The sequence below is a fragment of the Nocardia sp. NPDC050413 genome (assembly GCF_040655475.1).
GTDB lineage: Bacteria > Actinomycetota > Actinomycetes > Mycobacteriales > Mycobacteriaceae > Nocardia > Nocardia coubleae.
This window is the reverse complement of record NZ_JBFAJZ010000010.1, coordinates 201506-222407: the sequence shown is the minus strand read 5'-3', so window position 1 is coordinate 222407 and position 20902 is coordinate 201506. Positions and strand designations below refer to the sequence as shown.

General features: G+C 66.4%; 24 protein-coding genes and 1 tRNA gene. 13 read left to right on the top strand and 12 right to left on the bottom strand.

Translation table 11 applies throughout. The features are described from left to right. Positions 1-191: 191 nt before the first annotated feature. From AB0I19_RS23045 to nth, 4 genes are all read right to left on the bottom strand, one after another. Positions 192-1385, bottom strand: coding sequence for a MarP family serine protease (locus AB0I19_RS23045; protein WP_357151011.1), 1194 nt, complete (start codon positions 1383-1385; stop codon positions 192-194). A 67-nt stretch (positions 1386-1452) separates the two neighbouring features. Next, complete coding sequence (locus AB0I19_RS23040) at positions 1453-2139, bottom strand: CoA pyrophosphatase (protein ID WP_357151037.1); 687 nt, start codon at positions 2137-2139, stop codon at positions 1453-1455. Between the two features lie 73 nt (positions 2140-2212). Next, complete coding sequence (locus tag AB0I19_RS23035; protein ID WP_357151035.1) at positions 2213-2815, bottom strand: TlpA disulfide reductase family protein; 603 nt, start codon at positions 2813-2815, stop codon at positions 2213-2215. Between the two features lie 38 nt (positions 2816-2853). Further along, entirely contained in the window at positions 2854-3534 is a 681-nt protein-coding gene (gene nth, locus AB0I19_RS23030) for an endonuclease III (RefSeq protein ID WP_157101786.1), read from the bottom strand. Between the two features lie 234 nt (positions 3535-3768). Here nth and AB0I19_RS23025 point away from each other — a divergent pair, with 234 nt between their 5' ends. Further along, on the top strand, positions 3769-4011 hold the full coding sequence (locus AB0I19_RS23025; RefSeq protein ID WP_067494492.1) for a hypothetical protein: 243 nt from the start codon (positions 3769-3771) through the stop codon (positions 4009-4011). A gap of 156 nt (positions 4012-4167) precedes the next feature. Beyond that, positions 4168-4842, top strand: a complete 675-nt coding sequence (locus tag AB0I19_RS23020; RefSeq protein WP_040703546.1) for a Crp/Fnr family transcriptional regulator — start codon at positions 4168-4170, stop codon at positions 4840-4842. Between the two features lie 163 nt (positions 4843-5005). Here the strand turns inward: AB0I19_RS23020 and AB0I19_RS23015 are convergent, their stop codons facing one another. The 3 genes from AB0I19_RS23015 to AB0I19_RS23005 are packed head-to-tail and all read right to left on the bottom strand — an operon-like array spanning position 5006 to position 6435. After that, on the bottom strand, positions 5006-5800 hold the full coding sequence (locus AB0I19_RS23015) for an MBL fold metallo-hydrolase (RefSeq protein WP_357151009.1): 795 nt from the start codon (positions 5798-5800) through the stop codon (positions 5006-5008). Positions 5801-5809: 9 nt separating this feature from the next. Further along, positions 5810-6271 carry a RidA family protein gene (locus tag AB0I19_RS23010; RefSeq protein WP_067494498.1) on the bottom strand — a complete coding sequence of 154 codons (462 nt, stop codon included), beginning with the start codon at positions 6269-6271 and terminating at the stop codon, positions 5810-5812. A 2-nt stretch (positions 6272-6273) separates the two neighbouring features. Beyond that, positions 6274-6435 carry a DUF4177 domain-containing protein gene (locus AB0I19_RS23005; RefSeq protein WP_110038224.1) on the bottom strand — a complete coding sequence of 54 codons (162 nt, stop codon included), beginning with the start codon at positions 6433-6435 and terminating at the stop codon, positions 6274-6276. Between the two features lie 59 nt (positions 6436-6494). Here AB0I19_RS23005 and AB0I19_RS23000 point away from each other — a divergent pair, with 59 nt between their 5' ends. Then, the gene (locus AB0I19_RS23000; protein WP_225281437.1) at positions 6495-7532 is read left to right on the top strand and encodes an ArsA-related P-loop ATPase; all 1038 of its coding nucleotides are present in this window, start codon (positions 6495-6497) and stop codon (positions 7530-7532) included. Further along, a complete protein-coding gene (locus AB0I19_RS22995; protein WP_357151007.1) occupies positions 7529-8659 on the top strand; it encodes an ArsA family ATPase in 1131 nt (376 codons plus the stop codon). Before AB0I19_RS23000 ends, AB0I19_RS22995 begins: the two co-directional genes overlap by 4 nt. A 99-nt stretch (positions 8660-8758) precedes the next feature. Here the strand turns inward: AB0I19_RS22995 and AB0I19_RS22990 are convergent, their stop codons facing one another. Continuing rightward, positions 8759-9082 (bottom strand): WhiB family transcriptional regulator, encoded by a 324-nt coding sequence (locus AB0I19_RS22990; RefSeq protein WP_019044565.1) that lies wholly within the window; start codon positions 9080-9082, stop codon positions 8759-8761. A 371-nt stretch (positions 9083-9453) separates the two neighbouring features. Here AB0I19_RS22990 and AB0I19_RS22985 point away from each other — a divergent pair, with 371 nt between their 5' ends. After that, positions 9454-11832 (top strand): transglycosylase domain-containing protein, encoded by a 2379-nt coding sequence (locus AB0I19_RS22985; protein WP_357151005.1) that lies wholly within the window; start codon positions 9454-9456, stop codon positions 11830-11832. Positions 11833-11884: 52 nt separating this feature from the next. Here the strand turns inward: AB0I19_RS22985 and AB0I19_RS22980 are convergent, their stop codons facing one another. Further along, complete coding sequence (locus AB0I19_RS22980; protein WP_225281440.1) at positions 11885-12349, bottom strand: GatB/YqeY domain-containing protein; 465 nt, start codon at positions 12347-12349, stop codon at positions 11885-11887. Between the two features lie 133 nt (positions 12350-12482). Here AB0I19_RS22980 and AB0I19_RS22975 point away from each other — a divergent pair, with 133 nt between their 5' ends. From AB0I19_RS22975 to AB0I19_RS22965, 3 genes are all read left to right on the top strand, one after another. Further along, entirely contained in the window at positions 12483-13445 is a 963-nt protein-coding gene (locus AB0I19_RS22975; RefSeq protein ID WP_357151003.1) for a metallophosphoesterase, read from the top strand. A 597-nt stretch (positions 13446-14042) separates the two neighbouring features. Further along, on the top strand, positions 14043-14771 hold the full coding sequence (locus AB0I19_RS22970; protein WP_357151001.1) for a hypothetical protein: 729 nt from the start codon (positions 14043-14045) through the stop codon (positions 14769-14771). A 66-nt stretch (positions 14772-14837) separates the two neighbouring features. Continuing rightward, positions 14838-14911, top strand: a tRNA-Pro gene (locus AB0I19_RS22965). A gap of 120 nt (positions 14912-15031) precedes the next feature. Here the strand turns inward: AB0I19_RS22965 and AB0I19_RS22960 are convergent. Next, positions 15032-15577: a tyrosine-type recombinase/integrase gene (locus tag AB0I19_RS22960; RefSeq protein WP_357150999.1), complete on the bottom strand. Its 546-nt coding sequence runs from the start codon at positions 15575-15577 to the stop codon at positions 15032-15034. Further along, positions 15574-16023, bottom strand: coding sequence for a hypothetical protein (locus tag AB0I19_RS22955; RefSeq protein WP_357150997.1), 450 nt, complete (start codon positions 16021-16023; stop codon positions 15574-15576). The genes AB0I19_RS22960 and AB0I19_RS22955 overlap by 4 nt, the downstream gene beginning before the upstream one ends. Before the next feature lie 12 nt (positions 16024-16035). Here AB0I19_RS22955 and AB0I19_RS22950 point away from each other — a divergent pair, with 12 nt between their 5' ends. From AB0I19_RS22950 to AB0I19_RS22930, 5 genes are all read left to right on the top strand, one after another. Beyond that, the gene (locus tag AB0I19_RS22950; protein ID WP_357150995.1) at positions 16036-16878 is read left to right on the top strand and encodes a hypothetical protein; all 843 of its coding nucleotides are present in this window, start codon (positions 16036-16038) and stop codon (positions 16876-16878) included. After that, positions 16875-17558 carry an HAD hydrolase-like protein gene (locus tag AB0I19_RS22945; protein ID WP_357150993.1) on the top strand — a complete coding sequence of 228 codons (684 nt, stop codon included), beginning with the start codon at positions 16875-16877 and terminating at the stop codon, positions 17556-17558. Before AB0I19_RS22950 ends, AB0I19_RS22945 begins: the two co-directional genes overlap by 4 nt. A gap of 524 nt (positions 17559-18082) precedes the next feature. Then, positions 18083-19243 carry a hypothetical protein gene (locus tag AB0I19_RS22940; RefSeq protein ID WP_357150991.1) on the top strand — a complete coding sequence of 387 codons (1161 nt, stop codon included), beginning with the start codon at positions 18083-18085 and terminating at the stop codon, positions 19241-19243. A gap of 558 nt (positions 19244-19801) precedes the next feature. Then, a complete protein-coding gene (locus tag AB0I19_RS22935; protein ID WP_357150989.1) occupies positions 19802-20071 on the top strand; it encodes a hypothetical protein in 270 nt (89 codons plus the stop codon). 64 nt (positions 20072-20135) lie between these two features. Continuing rightward, the gene (locus AB0I19_RS22930; RefSeq protein ID WP_357150987.1) at positions 20136-20627 is read left to right on the top strand and encodes a hypothetical protein; all 492 of its coding nucleotides are present in this window, start codon (positions 20136-20138) and stop codon (positions 20625-20627) included. A gap of 36 nt (positions 20628-20663) precedes the next feature. On the opposite strand, the gene AB0I19_RS22925 is transcribed toward AB0I19_RS22930, so the two are convergent. Then, positions 20664-20795 (bottom strand): hypothetical protein, encoded by a 132-nt coding sequence (locus AB0I19_RS22925; RefSeq protein WP_357150985.1) that lies wholly within the window; start codon positions 20793-20795, stop codon positions 20664-20666. Between the last annotated feature and the right edge of the window lie 107 nt (positions 20796-20902).

The window sequence follows — 20902 nt, the reverse complement described above, 5'->3', positions numbered from 1 at the left end:
CTCGAGACTCGCGCTTCGCGCATGCGCTTCGAGCGCTGTTCGCGCGGCCGGGCCGCTGCGCCGCTTCGCGGCGGACCCTCCTCGAGGTCGGGTCGGGCGGGGTTGGGAATGCTGTCATGGCGGACTGCTGGGAATCCCACCCGGGCGCGCATCACTCAGGGCTTTACCTAGCGAGTTTCCAGTTGTCCGCCTCAGCTCAAGACGCAGGCTCCTGTGTCGACTGAAGCCTGACTGCCGCCGGCGGCTGCCAGCTCTGAGGCGACCTCGTCGAGGGTCAGTACATAGCCTGTGTCGTCGTCGGTCACGGCGGCGCCGAAGACGACGCCCAGTACCTGGCCATCGGTGTCGACCAGGGGGCCGCCCGAGTTGCCCGCGCGGACCTGGCCGCGAACTGTGTAGACCTCGCGTTCGACGGTTCCGTCGCGATGAATCGTCGGGCCGGTCAGGTCCAAGGTTTCGCGGACGCGGGCGGCGCTGGCGGTGTACGGGCCGCCACCGGGGTAACCGAGGACGATCGCACTCTCGCCGGATGTGGCGGGCGTGGGTGCCAGCGGGATCACCGGCGAAGTCAGGCCGGGGACCGCTAGGACCGCGATGTCCTTGGATGGGTCGAACAGCACAACGTTGGCGTCGAGCGGTCCGCGTGCGGTATCGACCGACACGCTGGTGGTGCCTGCGACAACGTGCGCGTTTGTCATCACACGCTCCGGCGCTACGACGAAGCCGGAACCTTCCAGCGCTCGCTGGCAGCTCGGGGCGACACCACGGATGCGCAGCACACTCGGCTGCAACGACGCGGCGACGGGGCTGGCCAGAACGCTCGGGTCGGGGGGTTCTACAGCGGCGATGGGTGCGCGGCCGAACGGTCCGATGACGTCCGGAAGTCCGGAGGTGTTGAGCAGTTTGGAGAACTCGTTGGGCAGCTTGCGCAACCAGGCGGGGGCAACGGCGTTCACATCGGCGAGCACTCGCGAACCGTTGATGGCGGCAGCCACGCCTGGTTGGGAGGCCGTGGCCAGGGGCAATGCCATCAGCCAGGCGGCGACCAGCACCGTGAGCGCCTGCAGCACCGCGCCGACACCGCTGTCGACGCTGCGCGCGAACGGATGCCGGATGCCGGAGCGGGCGGCCCGGCCGAGGACCATGCCCGCGACCTCACCGACGATCACCAGCAGCACGATCAGCAGGATGCCGCCGAGTACCCGGCTGCGGCCCTCGCTGAGGTGCTTGAGGATGTGCGGTGCGATCAGAATGCCCGCGACGGCACCGAGCGCGACGCCGAAGAACGCCAGCGCCGAGGCCACCGCCCCTTGCCGCCACCCGGTGGACGCCGCGACCAGCGCGATCAGCACCACCGCGATATCGAGCCACACCGAGGCACTCATGCTTGCGCCTCGCTGACTTTCGGCTCCGACATGACGGCGATGGCAGCTGTGCCGATGTGCCGCGCGCTCACAGGGTCATTCCGACCGCAGCCAGCGAGCTCTCCAGATCACGCACGTCGCCCCGATCCCAGTCTCGTTCCCACCCAGCAGTTTTGATGATGCCGGCGAGGATACCGCCGGTGAGTCCCCACACCAGCATGCCGTCGACCTGGAAGGCGGGACTCTGGTAGCCGAGACTGCCACGCACCATGAATCTGTGTGCGGGATCGAGTAATTCGCTCAGCGGCACCCGGACCACCCGTTCGGTTTCGCCCTGGTCGACGACCCGCACCTCGCTCGGCTCCCGCCACCAGGCCAGCACGGGGGTGACGTCGAATTTCGACGGCGGAACGAACAGGGTGGGCAGGGTCGCGAAGGGCTGCACGCCCGACGGGTCGAGGCCGGTCTCCTCCACGGCTTCGCGCAGGGCGGTGCCGACCGGGCCGTCGTCGCCGGGATCCTCGGCGCCGCCCGGGAAGGCCACCTGGCCGCGGTGCTGACGCATGGTCGAGGCGCGCTGGGTGAGCAGCACCTCGGCGTCGGCGGGTGGGGCGCCGGGGTCGCCGTCGGCGGAGCCGCCGAACAGCACGAGTACCGCCGCTCGCCTCGGTTTGCCGGTGATCGACATGGCGCGGCGCAGAGCGCGGGAGGTGGCGAGGGTGTCGTCGGCGTCGGGGCCGCCGTGCCTCGTCGCCGGGTGGAGCCAGGCCGGAATCCCGGAGTCGTCCAGTCTCACCACACCGTTCACGCTGTCATCCTCTTCGCCTGCCACCACACAACGCTGTCTGTCATACCGTGATACCGAGCTTCGCGGCGACCGTATCGGCGATGTCGGTCACGTCGGCGAAGGTTCGCACCTCCACACTCGCCACGCTGCCATCCGCGCGCAGCAACACCGAAACCGGGAGTACCGGCGGCGCGCCGACCGCGCCGCGCACCGCGGCCGCCGGGTCGGAAACGCCGGGCAAGGTGATGCCGAGGCCGGCGAGCCGGGCCAGCGCCTTCGCCTCGTCGGGATCGCTGTGCACGGTGAGGACGGTGAGCGCCGAGCCCGCCCGTTGCGCGAATTCCTGCAGGTGAGGAAGCTCGGTGGCACACGGACCACACCAGTAGGCCCAAAGATTGAGAAGTGCGGGCTTGCCCGAGAGGGCGGCGGCCAGGTCGGCTTGCGTCCCATCGGCGAGGCAGCCGACAGTGAGCCCGGCCAGCGGTCCCGAACCCGAGGTACCAGGGGCGGCGACGGGACAGGCTGTCAAACCGGCGGCGGCACGTTCGGCGGCCGACACGCCCGACTCCTGTTGCGAAGTTTTGCGAGTTTCGGTGGAGCCGGAATCCTCGCGCGGCCACAGGGCGACCGTCGCCGCGACGACAAGAATCAGTGCGGCGAGCATCCAGCGAACGCCGGGGCGGGCGAGCGGGGACGCCTCGCTCACAGCCCGGCCATTTCCAGCAGGTGATCGCGCTCGGGCCCCTTCACCAACTCGGCGGCCACGGCGGGATCGGTCGGCCCGGCACCGAAGGAGGGGCAGTCGTTGGACAGCACGCACGCGCCGCAGGCCGGTTTGCGCGCATGGCAGACGCGGCGGCCGTGGAAGATCACCCGGTGCGAGAGCATCGTCCAGTCCTTGCGCTCGAACAGCTCGCCGACCGCGTGCTCGACCTTCACCGGGTCTTCCTCCGCGGTCCACCCCCAGCGGCGCACCAACCTGCCGAAATGGGTGTCGACGGTGATACCCGGCACATCGAAGGCGTTGCCGAGGATGACGTTGGCCGTCTTGCGTCCGATGCCGGGCAGCTTCACCAGTTGATCGAGGGTGTGAGGCAATTCACCGTCGTATTGCTCCACCAGCGCCTGGCCCAGACCCATCAGCGCGCTGGTCTTGTTGCGGTAGAAGCCGGTGGGCCGGATGAATTCCTCCAGCTCCACGCGGTTGGCCTCGGCGTAGTCGCGGGCGGTGCGGTACTTGGCGAACAGCGCGGGAGTGGTGAGGTTCACCCTGACGTCGGTGCACTGGGCCGACAGGATCGTCGCGACCGCCAATTCCAGTGGAGTCGTGAAGTCGAGCTCGCAATGCGCATCCGGGAAAGCCTCGGCGAGCGTGCGGTTCATCCGGCGGGCACGACGGACCGTTCCGATCCGCGTTTCCGCAGCTATAGCGCGATTCTTGCGTTTGCGGGCCGCCGTGATCCCGGTAGTCACCGGCACCGGAACGGCGTCGCCTGCGGCGGCGGTTGCGGGGGAAACGGGCACCGCACCACCATACGGAACCGGTCCGACAACATTGCGCGGCCGAGTTGGGCACCTGTGTTCCATCTGAGACCTGGACCGTGTTTACTGCCTGTCATGCAAGGACTCGCTGTGGTGCTCTTCCCAGTGCTGTTGATGCTGTTCGCGCTGGGGATGGAGCGGGTCGAGAATCGGCTCCGCAAACTTCTCGAACCCGATGAAGAGGTTCAGCAGTACCTGGACAACGCCAGCAACGCCGAAGTGAAAGAACTGACCAAGCTCGGGCTTCCCGCCGCGGTCGCGCGGGTGCGCAAGCGCCGCACACGGACCCCGGACATGGACGTCGCCCGGGCCAGCTGAACACCTCCCCATCCCCCTCGGACACAGTGCCGCGGCTCGCGCAATCCACTCTTTACGTGGTGTCTGTCACTGTGCTGCCGTAATGCCGCGTAGACTGCGCTGTTGGTCGATTCGCTCGACCAGGTTCGCAAGCCATATCCCATAAGGAGCACATTCGTGGACGAGGCCCTCGCCAGAGCAGGCATCTTCCAAGGCGTCGAGCCCACCGCGGTGGCCGCGCTCGCCAAGCAGCTGCAGCCCGTAGATTTTCCGCGCGGCCACGTCATCTTCAACGAGGGCGAACCCGGCGATCGGCTGTACATCATCACGACGGGCAAGGTGAAGATCGGTCGTCGCTCACCCGACGGCCGGGAAAACCTGCTGACCATCATGGGTCCGTCCGACATGTTCGGTGAACTGTCGATCTTCGACCCGGGTCCGCGTACCTCGACCGCAACCACGGTCACCGAGGTCCGCGCCGTCACGATGGACCGCGACGCACTCAAGTCGTGGATCGATCAGCGCCCCGAGATCGCTGAGCAGCTGCTGCGCGTGCTTGCCCGACGCCTTCGCCGCACCAACAACAACCTCGCCGACCTCATCTTCACCGACGTGCCCGGCCGTGTGGCCAAGGCGCTGCTGCAGCTCGCACAGCGTTTCGGCACGCAGGAGGCCGGTGCGCTGCGCGTGACGCACGACCTGACCCAGGAAGAGATCGCCCAGCTGGTCGGTGCCTCGCGCGAAACCGTCAACAAGGCGCTCGCCGACTTCGCACATCGCGGTTGGCTGCGTCTCGAGGGCAAGAGCGTGCTGATCTCGGATTCGGAGCGTCTCGCGCGTCGCGCGCGCTGACGACCGGAGATTCGTCTGCCGTCCCGGTACGGCGGTCCGCTGCGTGTGGCTCATGAGGATGAGGGCCTCGTCCACACCACGGCGGTTCCGTCATGCCGGGACTTCGGCGTTTCCGGGCACGACCTGATCGCCGACACCTGCAGTGTCGGCGATCAGGAAGCGGTCAGCCCTTTTCGGCCCGCAGGTATTCCAGCTGGGCCCGCACCGAGCTACGCGCCGCGGGCCACAGGCGTTTGTCCACATCGGCATACACCTTGCGCACAACCGCGAGAGCGCCCGCGTCGGAGCCCAGCTCGACCAGCGCCGCACGGACCTGGTCGAGCCGTTCGCGGCGGTGGGTCAGGTAGTACCGCACCACCGGCTCGGCATCGGGGTGATCGGGACCGTGGGCGGGCAGCAGCGCCTTGCCCGCGCCGTGCTCGAGCAGCAGCTCCAGCGACGACAGGAACGCGGCGAGCGCACCACCCGAGGATTCGAGCACCGTTGTGCCCTGGCCGAGCACCGTGTCGCCGGTGACGACCGCGTCGTCGAGCAGGAAACTCACCGAGTCGCCGGTGTGGCCCGGCGTCGCGAGCACGGTGATCCGCAGCCCCGCCGCCTCGATGACCTCACCGTCGGCCAGCGGAGTCCCGGTGCCGCGCAGGTACTTCGGATCCACCGCCCGCACCGGCGTCCCGGTGGCTTTCACCAGGTGATCGATGCCGCCGGTGTGGTCGGGGTGGTGATGGGTGATGAGGGTGAGCGCGATGCGCCCACCGGTGGCCGCGACGATGTCGGCGGTGTGTTTCTTGTCCTTCGGGCCCGGATCGACGACCACATAGTCGTCGCTACCGGGTCCGCGTAGTAGCCAGGTGTTCGTCCCGTCGAGCGTCATCTGGGACGGGTTGTCGGCCAGCAGCACCGACGCGGTCGGCGTGACCTGCCTGACCTGGCCGTACGCGGGATGTTCCAGTGCCATGACGGCTACCTATCCGACCTCGACGATCAGTTCCACCTCGACGGGCGTGTTCTTGGGCAGTTCGGAGACGCCCACGGCCGAGCGCGCGTGCACGCCCGCCTCGCCGAACACCTCACCGAGGAACTCCGAGGCACCGTTGATCACGATCGGCTGATCGGTGAACCCGGGCGCGGAGGCGACGAAGCCGACGACCTTCACGATCCGAACGACCTGGTCGAGCCCGACCAGATCGTGCACCGCGGCGAGCGCGTTGAGCGCGCACAGCCGCGCGGCCTCCTTGGCCTGCTCCACATCGACCTCGGCGCCGACCTTGCCGACCGCCGACAGTTCACCGTCGACGAAGGGCAGCTGACCGGAGGTGTACACCAGCGAACCGGTGCGGATCGCCGGGATGTAGGCCGCGACGGGGGCGGCGACCGGCGGCAGGGTGACCCCGAGCCGATCGAGCGCGTCCTTCCACGCGGTGGCCACGACTACTTCCGCCGCTTCAGGTAGGCGACGTGCTGTTCGCCGGTCGGTCCGGGCAGCACCGTGACCAGCTCCCAGCCGTCGGCGCCCCACTGATCGAGGATCTGCTTGGTCGCGTGCGTCAACAGCGGCACGGTCGCGTACTCCCACAGGGTGACTTCACTCATGGTGTGAGTTTAGGGCTCACCCCGACCATCCCCGCGAAACGGGTTATAGGCTCGGCGACGTGGGAGCACCAACAGCAGAGCCGGTTTCCTCGGTTCCCGAGCCGACGACCGGGTGGCCAGAGCGCGCGGTCAAGGCCCGTTTGCATTACGTGACAGGCAAGGGCGGCACCGGCAAGTCGACGGTTTCGGCCGCGCTCGCCCTCGCGCTGGCCGCAGGGGGACGCAAGGTGCTGCTGGTGGAGGTCGAGAACCGCCAGTCCATCGCGCAGCTGTTCGACCGGCCGCCGCTGCCGCCCACCGAAACCCAGATCGCCACCGCCGACGGTGGCGGCGAGGTGGTGGCGCTGGCGCTGGACACCGAGTACGCCTTCCTCGAATACCTCGACATGTTCTACAACCTCGGCTTCGCGGGCCGGGCGATGCGCAGGATGGGCGCCATCGAGTTCGTCACCACCATCGCGCCCGGTCTGCGCGATGTGATCCTCACCGGCAAGATCAAGGAATGCGCGGTGCGCGTCGGCAAGGACGGCAAGCCCGCCTACGACGACATCGTCGTCGATTCGCCGCCGACCGGGCGGATCGCGTCGTTCCTCGACGTCACCCAGGCCATGGCCGAGATCGCCAAGGGCGGCCCGATCGCCTCGCAGGCCGAGGGCGTCTCCAAGCTGCTGCATTCGGATCAGACGATGATCCACCTGGTCACGTTGCTCGAGGCGCTGCCGGTGCAGGAGACCGCCGACGCGGTCGCCGAGCTCACCGCGAACGATCTGCGCATCGGCACGGTGATCGTGAACCGGGCGGCCGCCGGTCAGCTCGCGCCCGCCGACCGGGTCGCGGCCGTGCGCGGTGAACTCGACACCGCCGCGATCGCCGCCGGTCTCACCAAGGCCGGAATCACCTTGTCCGACAACGATTTCGCCGGCTTGATCACCGAAACGGCCGACCACGCGACGATGCTCACCGCCCAGGACGCGAGCGCCGCCGAACTGGCCGAGGTCGATGTCCCCCAGCTGCATCTGCCCGCGCTGAGCGACGGCATGGATCTCGGCGGGCTCTACGAACTGGCCGAACAACTATCCGCGCAGGGAGTGCGATGAACGACCGTGTGACCACCCCGCCTCCCCTCGATGTCGCCGAGATCATCGCCGACCCGCAGGCCAAGGTCATCGTGTGCTGCGGTTCCGGCGGTGTCGGCAAGACCACGACCGCCGCGTCGATCGCATTGCGCGCGGCGGAATCGGGCCGCAAGGTCGTGGTGCTCACCATCGACCCGGCGCGCAGGCTCGCCCAGTCGCTCGGCGTCGCCGAACTCGACAACTCGCCGCAGCGTGTGGAGCTCGGCCCCGAGGTGCCGGGCGAACTGCACGCGATGATGCTGAACATGCGCCGCACCTTCGACGACATGGTGCTCGAGCACACCAGTCCCGAGAAGGCCGAGCAGATCTTCGCCAACCCGATCTATCAGACGGTGGCGTCGTCGTTCGGTGGCACGCAGGAATACATGGCGATGGAGAAGCTGGGGCAGCTGGCCGCGCGCAAGGAGTGGGACCTGATCGTGGTCGACACCCCGCCCTCGCGCAACGCCCTCGACTTCCTCGACGCGCCCAAACGGCTCGGCACGTTCCTCAACGGGAAGATGATCCGGCTCATCATGGCGCCGGGTCGCGGTGTCGGCCGGTTCGTCACGGGTGCGATGAGCCTGGCCATGCGCGGGGTGTCGACGATCGTGGGCGGGCAGATGCTCAAGGACGCCTCGACGTTCCTGCAGTCGCTCGAGTCGCTGTTCGGCGGTTTCCAGGACCGCGCCGAACGCACCTTCGCGATGCTGGCCAAGCCGGGCACCCACTTCCTCGTCGTCGCCGCGGCCGAGCCGGACGCGCTGCGGGAGGCGTCGTTCTTCGTCGACCGGTTGTCGACCGAGCAGATGCCGCTGGCCGGTCTTGTGCTCAACCGCACGCACCCCGTGCTGACGAGCCTGTCCGGTGATCACGCGCTCACCGCCGCCGATCAGCTCGCCGACACCGACCCGCTCACCGCGTCGGTGTTGCGCATCCATGCCGAGCGGGTGTCCACCGCCAAACGGGAGCAACGGCTGCTGCACCGGTTCACCGGGGCGCATCCCAAGGTCCGGATCGTGTCCGTGACCGCGCTGCCGTTCGAGGTCTCCGACCTCACCGCCTTGCGTGCGGTCGGCGATCAGCTGACCGGCAAAGCCGCTTCCTAATCAGACATATCGGCTATCGCTTGCTTCGGCGGTAGTACCCGCCAACGGCGCCGATCCCGCAAACCCAGCGGTCTCGGCGCCGTTGTGGTATCCGCGCTGTCAGATGGCCACTTGGTGCTGGCGCTGAGCCTGGAAGAAGTCGGCCCAGGAGGTCACATCGGGGTGCTGCTTGAGCAACGCTCGCCGCTGGCGTTCGGTCATGCCGCCCCACACGCCGAACTCCACCCGATTGTCGAGAGCATCGGCGCCACACTGCATCAATACCGGGCAATGACGGCAGATCGTGGCCGCCTTGCGCTGCGCCGCACCGCGCACGAAGAGCTGATCCGGGTCCACTTCCTTGCATCGCGCCTGGGCAACCCAAGCGATCCTTGCCTCGGCCTGCTCTACATCCAGTCGAGCGATGGGGGTTGTGATGTGCATTTGATGTGCCCCTTTGCAGTCCGAACACCGTTGTGCGGCGCTCCAGAATCGCGAGCGCGGATCACAGCAACCCAACTACCGCTGCGTTCCGCACCACATTCCACTTTGAGTGTTAGCTCTATCACACTGGGTTCTCAATCTAGGTAAAGGTATGGCCGTTACGCAAGACCGGCCGCCGATTTTTTGGTACGGGCGTCCATTCAAATCGCGTGTCGACGCGGCAGCGGCGCTGTTCACCGGCGTGCCCGGCCGCGACACGCCGATGTGATCATTTTGTTGACACGCCCGAGCAACCCCCCTGGCACCGGGGGGACAACTGACGTCGGCCAGCAGACCGTGTCCCTCGACACGCCACCCTTTAGTCTGGACCGGTGCCGATCACTCAAACGCTTGCGAGGCTGGCCGGCAGCTGCGCGCTGGCCGCCGTGCTAGTCGCCGGGCTGTTGTTCCCCTTGGCCGGTGGGTTCGGGTTCATCTCCAACCGGGCCGCCGATGCCGTCGACAACGTGTCAGCCGAGCTGGTGGAGGGCACCGTCCCGGCTGTCTCGACGATGGTCGACGCCAACGGGACACCCATCGCCTGGCTCTACGAGCAGAGACGGTTCGAGGTGCCGAGCGATCGGATCTCGAACAACATGAAGCTGGCGATCGTGTCCATCGAGGACAAGCGCTTCGCCGACCACAAGGGTGTCGACTGGCAGGGCACGCTGCGCGCGTTCCTGACCAACACGTCCTCCGGTGAGGTGCAGCAGGGCGCCTCGACGCTCGATCAGCAGTACGTGAAGAACTTCAACCTGCTCGTCGTCGCCAAGACCGACGCCGAACGCCGCGCCGCCATCGAGACCACTCCCGCGCGCAAGCTGCGCGAGATCCGGATGGCGCTCACCCTCGACCGCGAGCTGTCCAAGGACGAGATCCTCACCCGCTACCTGAACCTGGTCCCCTTCGGCAACGGTTCCTACGGCATCCAGGACGCCGCCCAGACCTACTTCGGTGTGGACGCGGCCGACCTGAACATCACCCAGTCGGCGATGCTGGCGGGCATGGTGCAGTCCAGCTCGAAGCTGAACCCCTACACCAACGTCCAGGGCGTCACCGACCGCCGCAACACCGTGCTCGACACGCTCATCCAGAACATCCCGAGCCGGGCCGAGGAGTTCCGCAAGGCCAAGACCGAACCGCTCGGCGTGCTGCCCGAGCCCAAGGGTCTGCCGCGTGGCTGCATCGCCGCCCAGGACAAGGGTTTCTTCTGCGATTACGCCCTGCAGTACCTGGCCGAGTCGGGCATCAGCCGCGAACAGATCGACAAGGGCGGCTACCTGATCAGGACCACCCTCGACCCGGTGCTGCAGGAATCGGTGAAGCGGTCGGTCACCGAGCACGCGCCGCCGGACCTCGAGAACATCGCCGAGGTCATGTCGGTGGTCTCCCCCGGTCAGGACGCCCACCACGTGCTGGCGATGGCGTCGAGCCGCACCTACGGCCTCAATCGCGACGCCAACGAGACGCTGCTCGGCCAGCCGTACTCGCTGGCCGGTGACGGCGCGGGCTCGATCTTCAAGCTGTTCACCACCGCCGCCGCCATGGAGAAGGGCCTCGGCATCAACGCCCAGGTCGACGTGCCGAGCGTGTACGCGGCCAAGGGCATGGGTTACAGCAACTCGCCCGGCTGCCCCGCCGACTCCTGGTGTGTGAAGAACGCGGGCAACTACCCGGGTTCGATGTCGGTCACCGACGCGCTGGCCACCTCGCCGAACACCACGTTCGTCAAGATGATCCAGGACGTCGGCGTCTCCGCCGCGGTCGACATGGCCGTGCGCCTCGGCATGCGCGCCTACACCCAGCCCGGTACCTCCGGGCACGGCAACACGAGCCTGGCCGACCACATCAAGAACAACAACATGGGTTCGTTCACCCTCGGCCCGTTCGCGATCAACCCGCTCGAGCTGTCGAACGTGGCGGCCACGCTCGCTTCGGGCGGCAAGTGGTGCCCGCCGTCGCCGATCCGCGAGGTGATCGACCGGCAGGGCAAGACCGTGCCGCTCACCCAGCAGGCCTGCGAGCAGGTGGTCGACCCCGGCCTGGCCAACACCCTCGCCAACGCCATGAGCAAGGACGACACGTCCGGTACCGCCGCCGCGGCGGCCCGGGCCAACGGCTGGAACGCGCCGATGTCCGGCAAGACCGGAACCACCGAAAGCCACCGCTCGTCGGCCTTCCTCGGTTTCACCAACTCGCTCGCCTCGTCGGTCTACGTGTACGGCGACAGCCCGACCCCCGGCGAGATCTGCTCGTTCCCGCTGCGCAACTGTGGCGCGAGCGATGCCAACGGCCTGTTCGGTGGTAACGAGCCCGCCCGCACCTGGTTCGGCGCGATCAAGCCGGTGATGGACCGGTTCCCGCCGCCCGCCCTGCCGCCGCTGGACGACAAGTACGTGCGCGGCGCGAACAACTCGCAGGTGCCGGACGTGGCGGGCAAGTCGCAGGGCGAGGCCACCTCGATCCTGGTCGGCGCCGGTTTCCAGGTGTCGGCGGTGACCAGCCCCGGCTCGCAGCCCAAGGGCACGGTGATGGGTAGCTCGCCGAACGGTTCGGCCATCCCGGGTTCGGTCGTCACGATCTACATCAGTGACGGGTCGGTCCGGGTGCCGGTGCCGACCACGCCGCCGCCCGCCGCGCCGCCGCCGGCCATCCCGGGTCTGCCGCAGATTCCGCGTCTGCCACCGATCCCGATCCCGGTGCCGCGTTAGAACACGATAAGGGCCGCCGTCCAGTCCGGACGGCGGCCCTTGTCGTTCGGTTCTACAGTCGCGACTTGACCGCCGCCGACAGCCGCGACCCGTCGGCCCGGCCGTTCGCCAGTACCGTCGCGGCCTTCATGACCTGACCCATCTGCCGCATTCCGGGCCGCTCACCGAGCTCCTCGGCGACCTGGGCGATGGCGGTATCGGCCACCTCGGCCAGCTCCGCCTCGGTCAGCTGCGTGGGCAGGTACTCCTCGATGATCGCTTCCTCGGCGCGCTCGTTCGCGGCCAGCTCACCGCGGCCGTTCTGCTCGTAGACCGTCGCCGACTCGTTGCGCTTCTTGGCTTCCTTCTGCAGGACGGCCACCACATCGGTATCGGACAGTTCGCGCGCTTGCGTTCCGGAGACCTCGGCGTTCTGGATCGCGGCGAGCAGCATCCGCAGGGTCGACAGACGCAGTTTGTCCTTGGCTTTCATCGCGGAAGTCATATCCGCGCGCAGCTGTGCTTTCAGTTCCGACATGGGGTCACGGTAGCCCGAACGCCCGAAAACTCCCATCACATTTCGACACCGACAGATACATCCGGGTGAAATTCCCGACTCTTGTGCGGAAACACACGCGCCGATCCGGGAGGAGGTCACCTATGCTGGGCAAATGCCCGTTATCTCGACGACCGCTGTCCGCCGAACCGCGTTGGGAGCCGCCGGGGCCGCCGTCGCAGGCATCGGTTACGCCACTCTGATCGAACGGAACGCGTTCGTCCTGCGTGAGGCCACGATGCCGGTGCTCGCACCCGGGTCGCCGACCCTGCGCATTCTGCACCTCAGCGACCTGCACATGATGCCGGGTCAGCAACTCAAACAGCAGTGGCTGCGCGAACTCGACCGCCTCGAACCCGACCTGGTCGTGAATACCGGTGACAATCTTTCCCACCCCAAGGCCGTGCCCGCCGTTGTGCAATCCCTCGGTGCGCTGCTGGCCCGTCCCGGCTTGTTCGTGTTCGGTTCCAACGACTATTTCGCGCCGGTTCCGAAGAATCCGCTGAAGTATTTCGACAAGGATCATCGCCGCGTCTACGGTGACCCGCTGCCCTGGCAGGATCTGCGCGCCGCCTTCACCGAACGCGGCTGGCTCGACCTCACCCACACCCGCCGCGACCTGGAGGTGGCGGGCATCCGTATCGCCACCGCGGGCGTCGACGACCCGCACCTGCAGCGCGACCGCTACGACACCGTGGCCGGTGCGCCGAACCAGTTGGCGCAGTTGAGCATCGGCCTCACCCACTCCCCCGAACCGCGCGTGCTCGACCGTTTCGCCGAGGACGGGTACGACCTGGTGCTGGCCGGGCACACCCACGGCGGTCAGCTGGTGGTGCCCGGTTACGGCGCGCTGGTGACCAACTGCGGTATCGACAAGTCGCGGGTGAAGGGTCCGTCGCAGTGGGGTGCGCACACTCAGCTGCACGTCTCCGCCGGTATCGGCACCTCCCCCTGGGCGCCCTACCGCTTCTGCTGCCGCCCCGAAGCCACCCTGCTCACGCTGGTAGGCGCGGCCCCGAAGCGTCCGGCCGCCGATGCGGGACACGGCATCTCAACCTCGGAGGCCGTCGCCCGCTAAGGTCGTCCCCCGAACGATTCTTGTCTCGAGGGGGCGGCCGTGAGTGCATCCGACGATCCGAACCTGTCCGGCGACCCCGGCGCGCAACCAGCCGATCCCACGGCGGTGTGGGCGCCGGGCGGCGCGGGCCTTCCGCCGACCTTAGGATGGGACGGGTCCGGGCCGCCGCCCGGGCTGCCGGATCCGACGCCGTGGAATCCGGCTGGGCCGCAGGTTTGGCAGGATCCCGGTGCGCAGCCGGCCCAAGGGCAGTGGGAGGCGGCCGGCAGACCGGGGCAGCCGCTTCCGAACCAGGTGGGGCCGGCCGGGCAACCGAATCCATGGGCAGTGCCCGGCAACCCGGGTCAGAACCAATCAGCACCCGGCGGGCAGCAGTGGGGCGCCGGGCAATCCCCCGCGCAGTCTTCATGGGGCGCACCGGGATTCGGGGTGCAGCCGAATGCGCAGTGGAATCACGGTGCGGGACAGGCCGGCTCATGGGGACAGCAGCCCATACAGAAGTACGGTGAGGTTCCGCCGCTCGAGCATTACGGGGTGCAGCCTTATGGGCAGCCCCTTCCCGGCGGGCCGAAATCCGGTGGGAAGGCGTGGGTTTGGGTGGCTGCGGGTGTGGCGGCGCTGCTGCTGGGCGGAGTCGCGATCACGGCTGTCGCGCTGTCCGGTGACGAGGCATCCTCGACGGCAGGCACCAGCACCCCATCGATGGTCAGCGCACTGACCACCTCACCGGCCCCGTCGTCGACCAAGCCGAAATCCACGACCCCCTCGCCGACGGGTGCGGCAGCCGGAAAGACCCCGCTCATCGACGGCTACCAGGTTGTCGCCGCCCCCGACCGCGGCGCCGCCTACGACGTCCCACCCGGCTGGAAGGTCGCGACCGAAACGACCATCGGCGGCGTCGGCGAACCACCCGGCGACACGGTGATCGGCAAGGGCTACGCCACCGACGGCCGCGACTACTGCCCCGGCTCCACCCGAACCATGTCCCTGCTCACCGGCTCCAAACAAACCGACCACGCCGCGGCAGGCGCCGAACTCGGCACCAAGGCGGCCCGCCTCGCCTACGGCGGCGCCACCGGCACGCCCCACCCCGCCGAACCCCTCACCTCGATCGACGGCACAACCACCGGCATGTTCACCGAAACCACCGGCACCGTCCCCACCCCCAAACCCGGCTGCGCCCCCACCTTCTCCATCTACACCTACGCCTTCGAAGGCACCAAAGACGGCAGCTTTGTCATGGTCATGATCGCCGACACCGGCGTCCCCGGCGCCATAGACCCCGCGACCGCCAAACGCATCTTCAGCTCCATCCGCGCCCTCTAACCCCACCTGACCAGCCAATTTAACGTTTCCCACCCCCACGTTGTAAGCTACTTCAGGTTCGCCTCACGGGGTGTGGCGCAGCTTGGTAGCGCGCTTCGTTCGGGACGAAGAGGTCGCAGGTTCAAATCCTGTCACCCCGACGTGTTGGTTGAGACACCAAAAAGCCTCTGACCTGGTTTCCTGGTCAGAGGCTTTTTGCATGTCCGCGTCTTCTCCCCCCTGGCAGGCCCGCCGAGGCAGCGAAAAGGCAGCATCACCGCTCAGTCGTCGCCCATCGCCCGGCGAACCGCGTCGTGATCGTCGGTCTTGCGGATGTAGTGCTGGTAGGTCGTCGCGACGTTCTCATGCCCCATCACCACCGCGATCTTGTGCGGCGGAACCTTGTCGTCAGCGAGCCAGGTTCCGAACATATCGCGCAGATCATGGAACCGAACGCCCACAGCTTCCGACCGAGCCACCATCCGAACGGCCTGCTCGTACTTGCTGAACACTTCCGATTCCACCTCACCCTCGGCGTTCTTCCACACCGCTTCGAACTTGTCCCCGACTTCGGACACTTCGCCGAGAAGACCGGCACGAACCAGCGCGGGCCGCCAGACCCGAGACCGGAACAGGGTTCGACGCAGCGGGCCGCCGACCTCATTGCTGAAGATCAGCCCGTTCGCACCCTGCTCGTAGTCCTCGATGTGGCTCACCAGTTCGTTCACCAGCCACCCCGGAATCGGGATGCTTCGCCGACCAGCGCGCGACTTGGGAAACGCCTTGAACTCGACATGACCAGCTACCTCGGTCACGGTGCGGATCACGTGAATGAGCCCGTTGCGATGTCGACCGCATCGACGCACAGCCCAGCAGCCTCACCCCAGCGGAGACCGGCGAAGGCACCGCAGGCCACCAGCGCCCGGTAACGAGCAGGCTGGATCGCCGGGAGCAGTTGTTGCCGAACCTCTTCCCGCGTCAACAGCCGCTCGTCGGTGTCTCGCTCGCGCCGCTTCGGAATCCGCACGCCCGCAGTCGGATCGGAGCCGATCAGCTTGTTCTTCACTGCCGACTGCATCACCCCGGCCAGCATCCTCTTCGCTTCGGCGACCGTTGCCCGCGACCGCTCTTTCCCGATTTCACCCAACCAGGTCTGAACCGACAGGTGATCGATCTTCCCGGGCTGCCAGGTCGACCACTTGGGCAGGACGTGCGTCCGCATGATCGACTGATCACGGGCGCGCGTCGTCCGCTCGGTGTTCCACGACTTCATCCACTCCTCAGCATGAGCACCGAACAGCGCCCGCCCGGCGTGCGGCGACACGTAGACGCCGCTCGACTTCGACAGCTCGACCTGAGCGAGAAAGGTCGAAGCCTCCTTCTTCGTCCGAAACGTCTTGGACCGCTGCTTACCGGACGGCTCACGCCAGAATGCTTTCCACTTCCCTGCGCTGCACTTCGCGAAGAGGGGCTAGTGGTCAGCAGGCCCGGCAGCGGCACCTACGTTCGCGAACGGACAGAACGCCCCGTCGGCCTTCGCCCACACATCGAGCAGGCATTCGAGTCGGCCAACGTCACCGTCGACTTCGCCGGATTCTCCGGAGAAACCCTGCATGGCGCGATTGCCGAACCACTCGACCGAATCCGCGAGGGACGGCTACGACCCGAAAGCCTCAGCATCCGGCTGCTGCTGCCCGACCCGTCGCAACCTTGGTCACTCCCGGCCCGCGTGGATGACCTCCAGGACAGCCCCGCCTTCCGCAAGCGCGCCACCAAGATCATGGAGCGCCACAGCAGCGCAATCGTAGGGTCAGTCGAGGAGCTCGGACGGCTCGGCCTGGTCCCCACCGCAACCGCCCAGATCAGGACCTACCCGGCCGTCCCGCTGTTCAAGCTGTACATACTCAACGGCGAACAGGCATTTTCCGGGTACTACCCCGTTGTCGAGCACACGATCCCCCTCGAAGGCGAGAACGTCGCGATGTGGGACCTCATGGGCAAGGACGCGACACTGTTCCACCACGCCAGCGATGCCGACCCCGACTCGACCGGCAGCCAGTTCGTCGCTCAATCGCTGTTGTGGTTCGACAGCATTTGGAATTCAGTCGCACAGGACTACCGCCCATGACCGAACTCCGAGCCCTCATCGCCGCCCGGCCGAGTCTCCTGCTCGACTTCGACGGCCCGGTCTGTTCCGTGTTCGCTGGCCTGTCGAGCAGACGAGTTGCCGAACGGCTTGGGGCCGCGATGGGTGTTGCTCTGCCTGCCCACCTCAGCGCCACATCCGACCCGTTCGACCTCCTCGACTACGCCGCCCAACTCTCCGACGACGTAGCCGTTTCCACCGAGCAGGAACTAACCCGCCTTGAGGTGGAAGCCGTCGAAGTTGCAACGCCAACCCCACACGCCCACGACGTCATTCGTGACGGAGCAGCCAGGCGCGGTGGTTCAGTCGCAATCGTCAGCAACAACTCCATTGCCGCGATCGACGCCTATCTCCGCCGTCACGGACTGCGCACACACGTCGCAGGCATCTACGCGCGCACCTCAGCGGCTACGGCACTCAAGCCGAACCCGCACCTTCTCCATACCGCCCTGACCGGCCTCCGAACCGAGGCAACAGCCGCCACATTCACCGGCGACTCAGCCACCGACCTACAGGCCGCCAACTCCGCAGCCATCCCCGCGATCGCATACGCGAACAAGCCCGGCAAGGTCGAGCGTTTCGCTCCCTACGCGCCAGCCGCGACGATCACCAGCATGTCCGCGCTACTCGACGCCGTTCACGGCCAAGTCGTCTCGCAGTAGCCACCGCAGCGCCCGTCACCGCACGGAGTTGTTGCCGAATTTCGCTATATAGAGTCAAGAGCGCCCCGGCGGCGCTGCGCGCCGCCGCCGCGCTTCGACGCGCAACCGCCGGCCTTCGCAAGCTGCGGCAGGCGGGCGCGTCGGCGCGTCGGCGGCACACCGGCCGCCAGGGCAACACCCTGGTCCCCTCAGCATCATCGGCTATCCGCTTTGGCGACGGGGTAGCACGGAGACTCGGGCCGTGCTCACTTTTTCATTCACCGAGCAGTGCTGGGCACGACGCCAGCCGTACCCGACTTGCTCTCCCGCAGCCCGCCCACCAAACCGCCGGGCATCGTCCGTGGGGCCTGGCTGTTGTCGCCGAAAGCGATCGTACGAGCAGAATCAGCACGTAACGTCGCGCACAGCCGTAACGAACTTGCCCATACACACGGATGCCGACACAAGGGGACATCTTGGATTCCGACCCTCGCGCGACAATTTGGGAACGAGCGGACGACAATTTCTGCAGCTGGGGTTACAGCGTGTCCGAAAGATCCGCATATATCCAGGAAAGCGAACAGAGATTCAAAGTCATAGAAGTACTCAATTCGGATGACGATCCATACTTCGAGGCCTCTGCGATAAGAGTCATCTCTGACCAGAAGCCCCCATTTGGGGAATGGAATCCCGTCGAGGATGCAGACATCCTAGATGCCGCTCTTGCGAGGAATAAGGCAGCCGCCGAGGCCCGCGAGAACTCTACGGAAGCCGAGATCGAGAGGCGGAAAAGACATCTCGAGTCGCTGCCAGGAAGCCGCTATCAAGAGCTTCAAGAATCACTGGATCGCGCAGTCTTCGCCTACACCTCCAACGTCAAATCATTGATCGAGACCGCAGTTCGCTACATGTCTACGATGGATGATAGCGACCTTGGAGAGCACTTCAAATATAAGTTCGCAACCGACCTGTTCAACTATCTCGCAGCCATTGGAACCCTGCGCGATATTCAGCGGGTTGTCCATAGACGAGTGTGGCCCATGCAGAAACCCGCGCCCACCAGCACGGGAGGTAAGGGAGATAAGACATCTGCGACACCTTCCGAGTGGGAGGTGAACACATACGGTCCCAAGCTCAAAGAAACATTCGATGCGAGCGCAGCGTTCCTGCTCAAACTTCGAGACTATGCTATTCATTACGAGCTTCCGATGCCTCAATTGACGACGCGGATGAGCTGGGGAGTGGGACAGTCAGCAGTATTCGAAAAGAGCTTCCCGCTTTCAAGAGATGGCCTGCTCAAATGGGATGCATGGAGCGCACCCGCGAAGTCATTTCTGAAAACTCAACCGGAATGGATAGATCTACGCGAATTGACATCAAAGTACTCGCGATCAGTGAGCATCTTCCACAAATGGTTCCTAGACGAAGTTGCAGCTGCATTGAACCTCTCCGAGTTTCGCGATAAGGCCGATGAATTACAGCTCTGGTTAAACGAAAAGGACGTCAGGCCGGATTGGTACGGGACCAACGACCCCATCCCGGATAACTGGAACGAGATATGCCGGTCCGTGTTGAGAAAGAAGCGCATTAGAGCAAAGATCGACCGGTGGGCTCACGGTTCCCGATCATGGACTGTCCACACGGTAGACACGGCCGGAACCGTCACTGTAGGAAGTTCAACTGGATGGGAAAAGTTTCCAATGTGAGTCACGGCTCCTGTTGGGGAAAGGTCACGACCTTCGGCCGTGTGGCCCTGGTGTGTGGTGGCCTGCATTGTGTTCCCGCGCCCCTCCAGCGTCAAGAGCGCCGAAGGCGTCCCTACGGGATGAACTTCGCTCACACTTGACCCCGGAGCCTCTACGCGAGAAGGGCAGGCCATAAGGGGCAGGCGCAGCCAGCCCGCCGTTCGGCGCAACCCACCACCCGCCAGGGCCAAAGGGCGAGAAAATCCCGCAGCAGGCAGCGAAAAGGCAGCAAGACCAGCCACACGGGACAGAACAGGACCGCACCGGAAGATACTTACACCCAGCTCAGCGGCACAGGGTGAGACCAGCCGGGAGCCCGGAGCAACGTTCGGGACGAAGAGGTCGCAGGTTCAAATCCTGTCACCCCGACGTGTTGGTTGAGACACCAAAAAGCCTCTGACCTGGTTTTCCTGGTCAGAGGCTTTTTGCATGGGCGTCTTCTCCCCTTTGGCGACTGGTGCGAGTTGCCGCGTTCGAATTCGGTGGTGTTCAGGATCGGCGCGTGCTGTGATTCGGCGCATGAGCAGATTCGCGGAGGTCATCGTGTTGGCCTTGGATGCTTGCGAGGTCATGGAACCACTGACCCGTGACGACGAGAGCCGGAGCTGGCGAGGCCGCTTCGTGCCGATCGACAGCCAGTGGCCACAGACGCGGCGCTACCACCTGCCGGCTCCACCGACCGACGAATTCCCACCCAGCCCGGGCGTCCTGGTGCGGACTGACAACATCGGCCACGACCAGCTCCAGCAGACGCCGGAAGCCGGGCGCGATCAGCGGCGAGCTTGGTAACGGACGTGCGTTCCGGATCCGGTCAGCGGCTCGAGCCGGTACTCGTGGAGATTGGAGTGCTTGGGTGTCACATGCCATTACCGCGCTGGTACTGAGCGGTTCGTATAACGGCGAGGCAGCGGGTAGGTGGGATCTGGTGCCGGTGGCTTTGGGTGGTGGCCTGACGTTGTTTCATGTGACGCACTACTACACCGCCTACTGGCAGGAGAGGCTCGGCGTCAGTGGGCATTTCGAATTCAGATCGGTAGGTGGGCCGGTGTTTCCCACCGAGAACGTTGTACGGGTGGTCGCGGCCGATCTGGTCGGGCGGCCGGATCCGACCTTCGCCCTGGTGGCTACGGAATACTTCGCCGGCGTGGGCGACCAGGCTGCGGCCGTCTGTGTGCGGGGCGGATCGATTCGGCAAGTGGCGAGTATCAACGACGCGCTGCGCGTTCTGGGCGTCGCCGCAGCAGCGGGGTCGGACGAGTTCGACACTGTCGGTCTGACAGCCCACCGATCGACGCCGGACTACCTGGACCGTTACGAAGATCTCTGTGATGAGCTCGGCGTTTGAGATGATCGCCGTCCGGCACCCCTGCTGAATACCTGGCTACTTGTCGGTGCCTTCGGCGTCGACGGCGGTGCGGCCTTGGCGGTCGGCGGGGTTGGGCCACCAGACTGTGATGGCGGTGATGGCTATCAGGCACAGGATGAGTGCCAGGATCGCGGTCGAGTTGTTCATGGGCCCTCCTCTGTGGAGAAGGGTGCGCTCGGTGTGTGTCGGTGGGGGGCCGTGGGTGTTGAGGGGTGGTTGAGAAGTGCTCTCGGTGGGGTGGGGCGGGTGGTGAG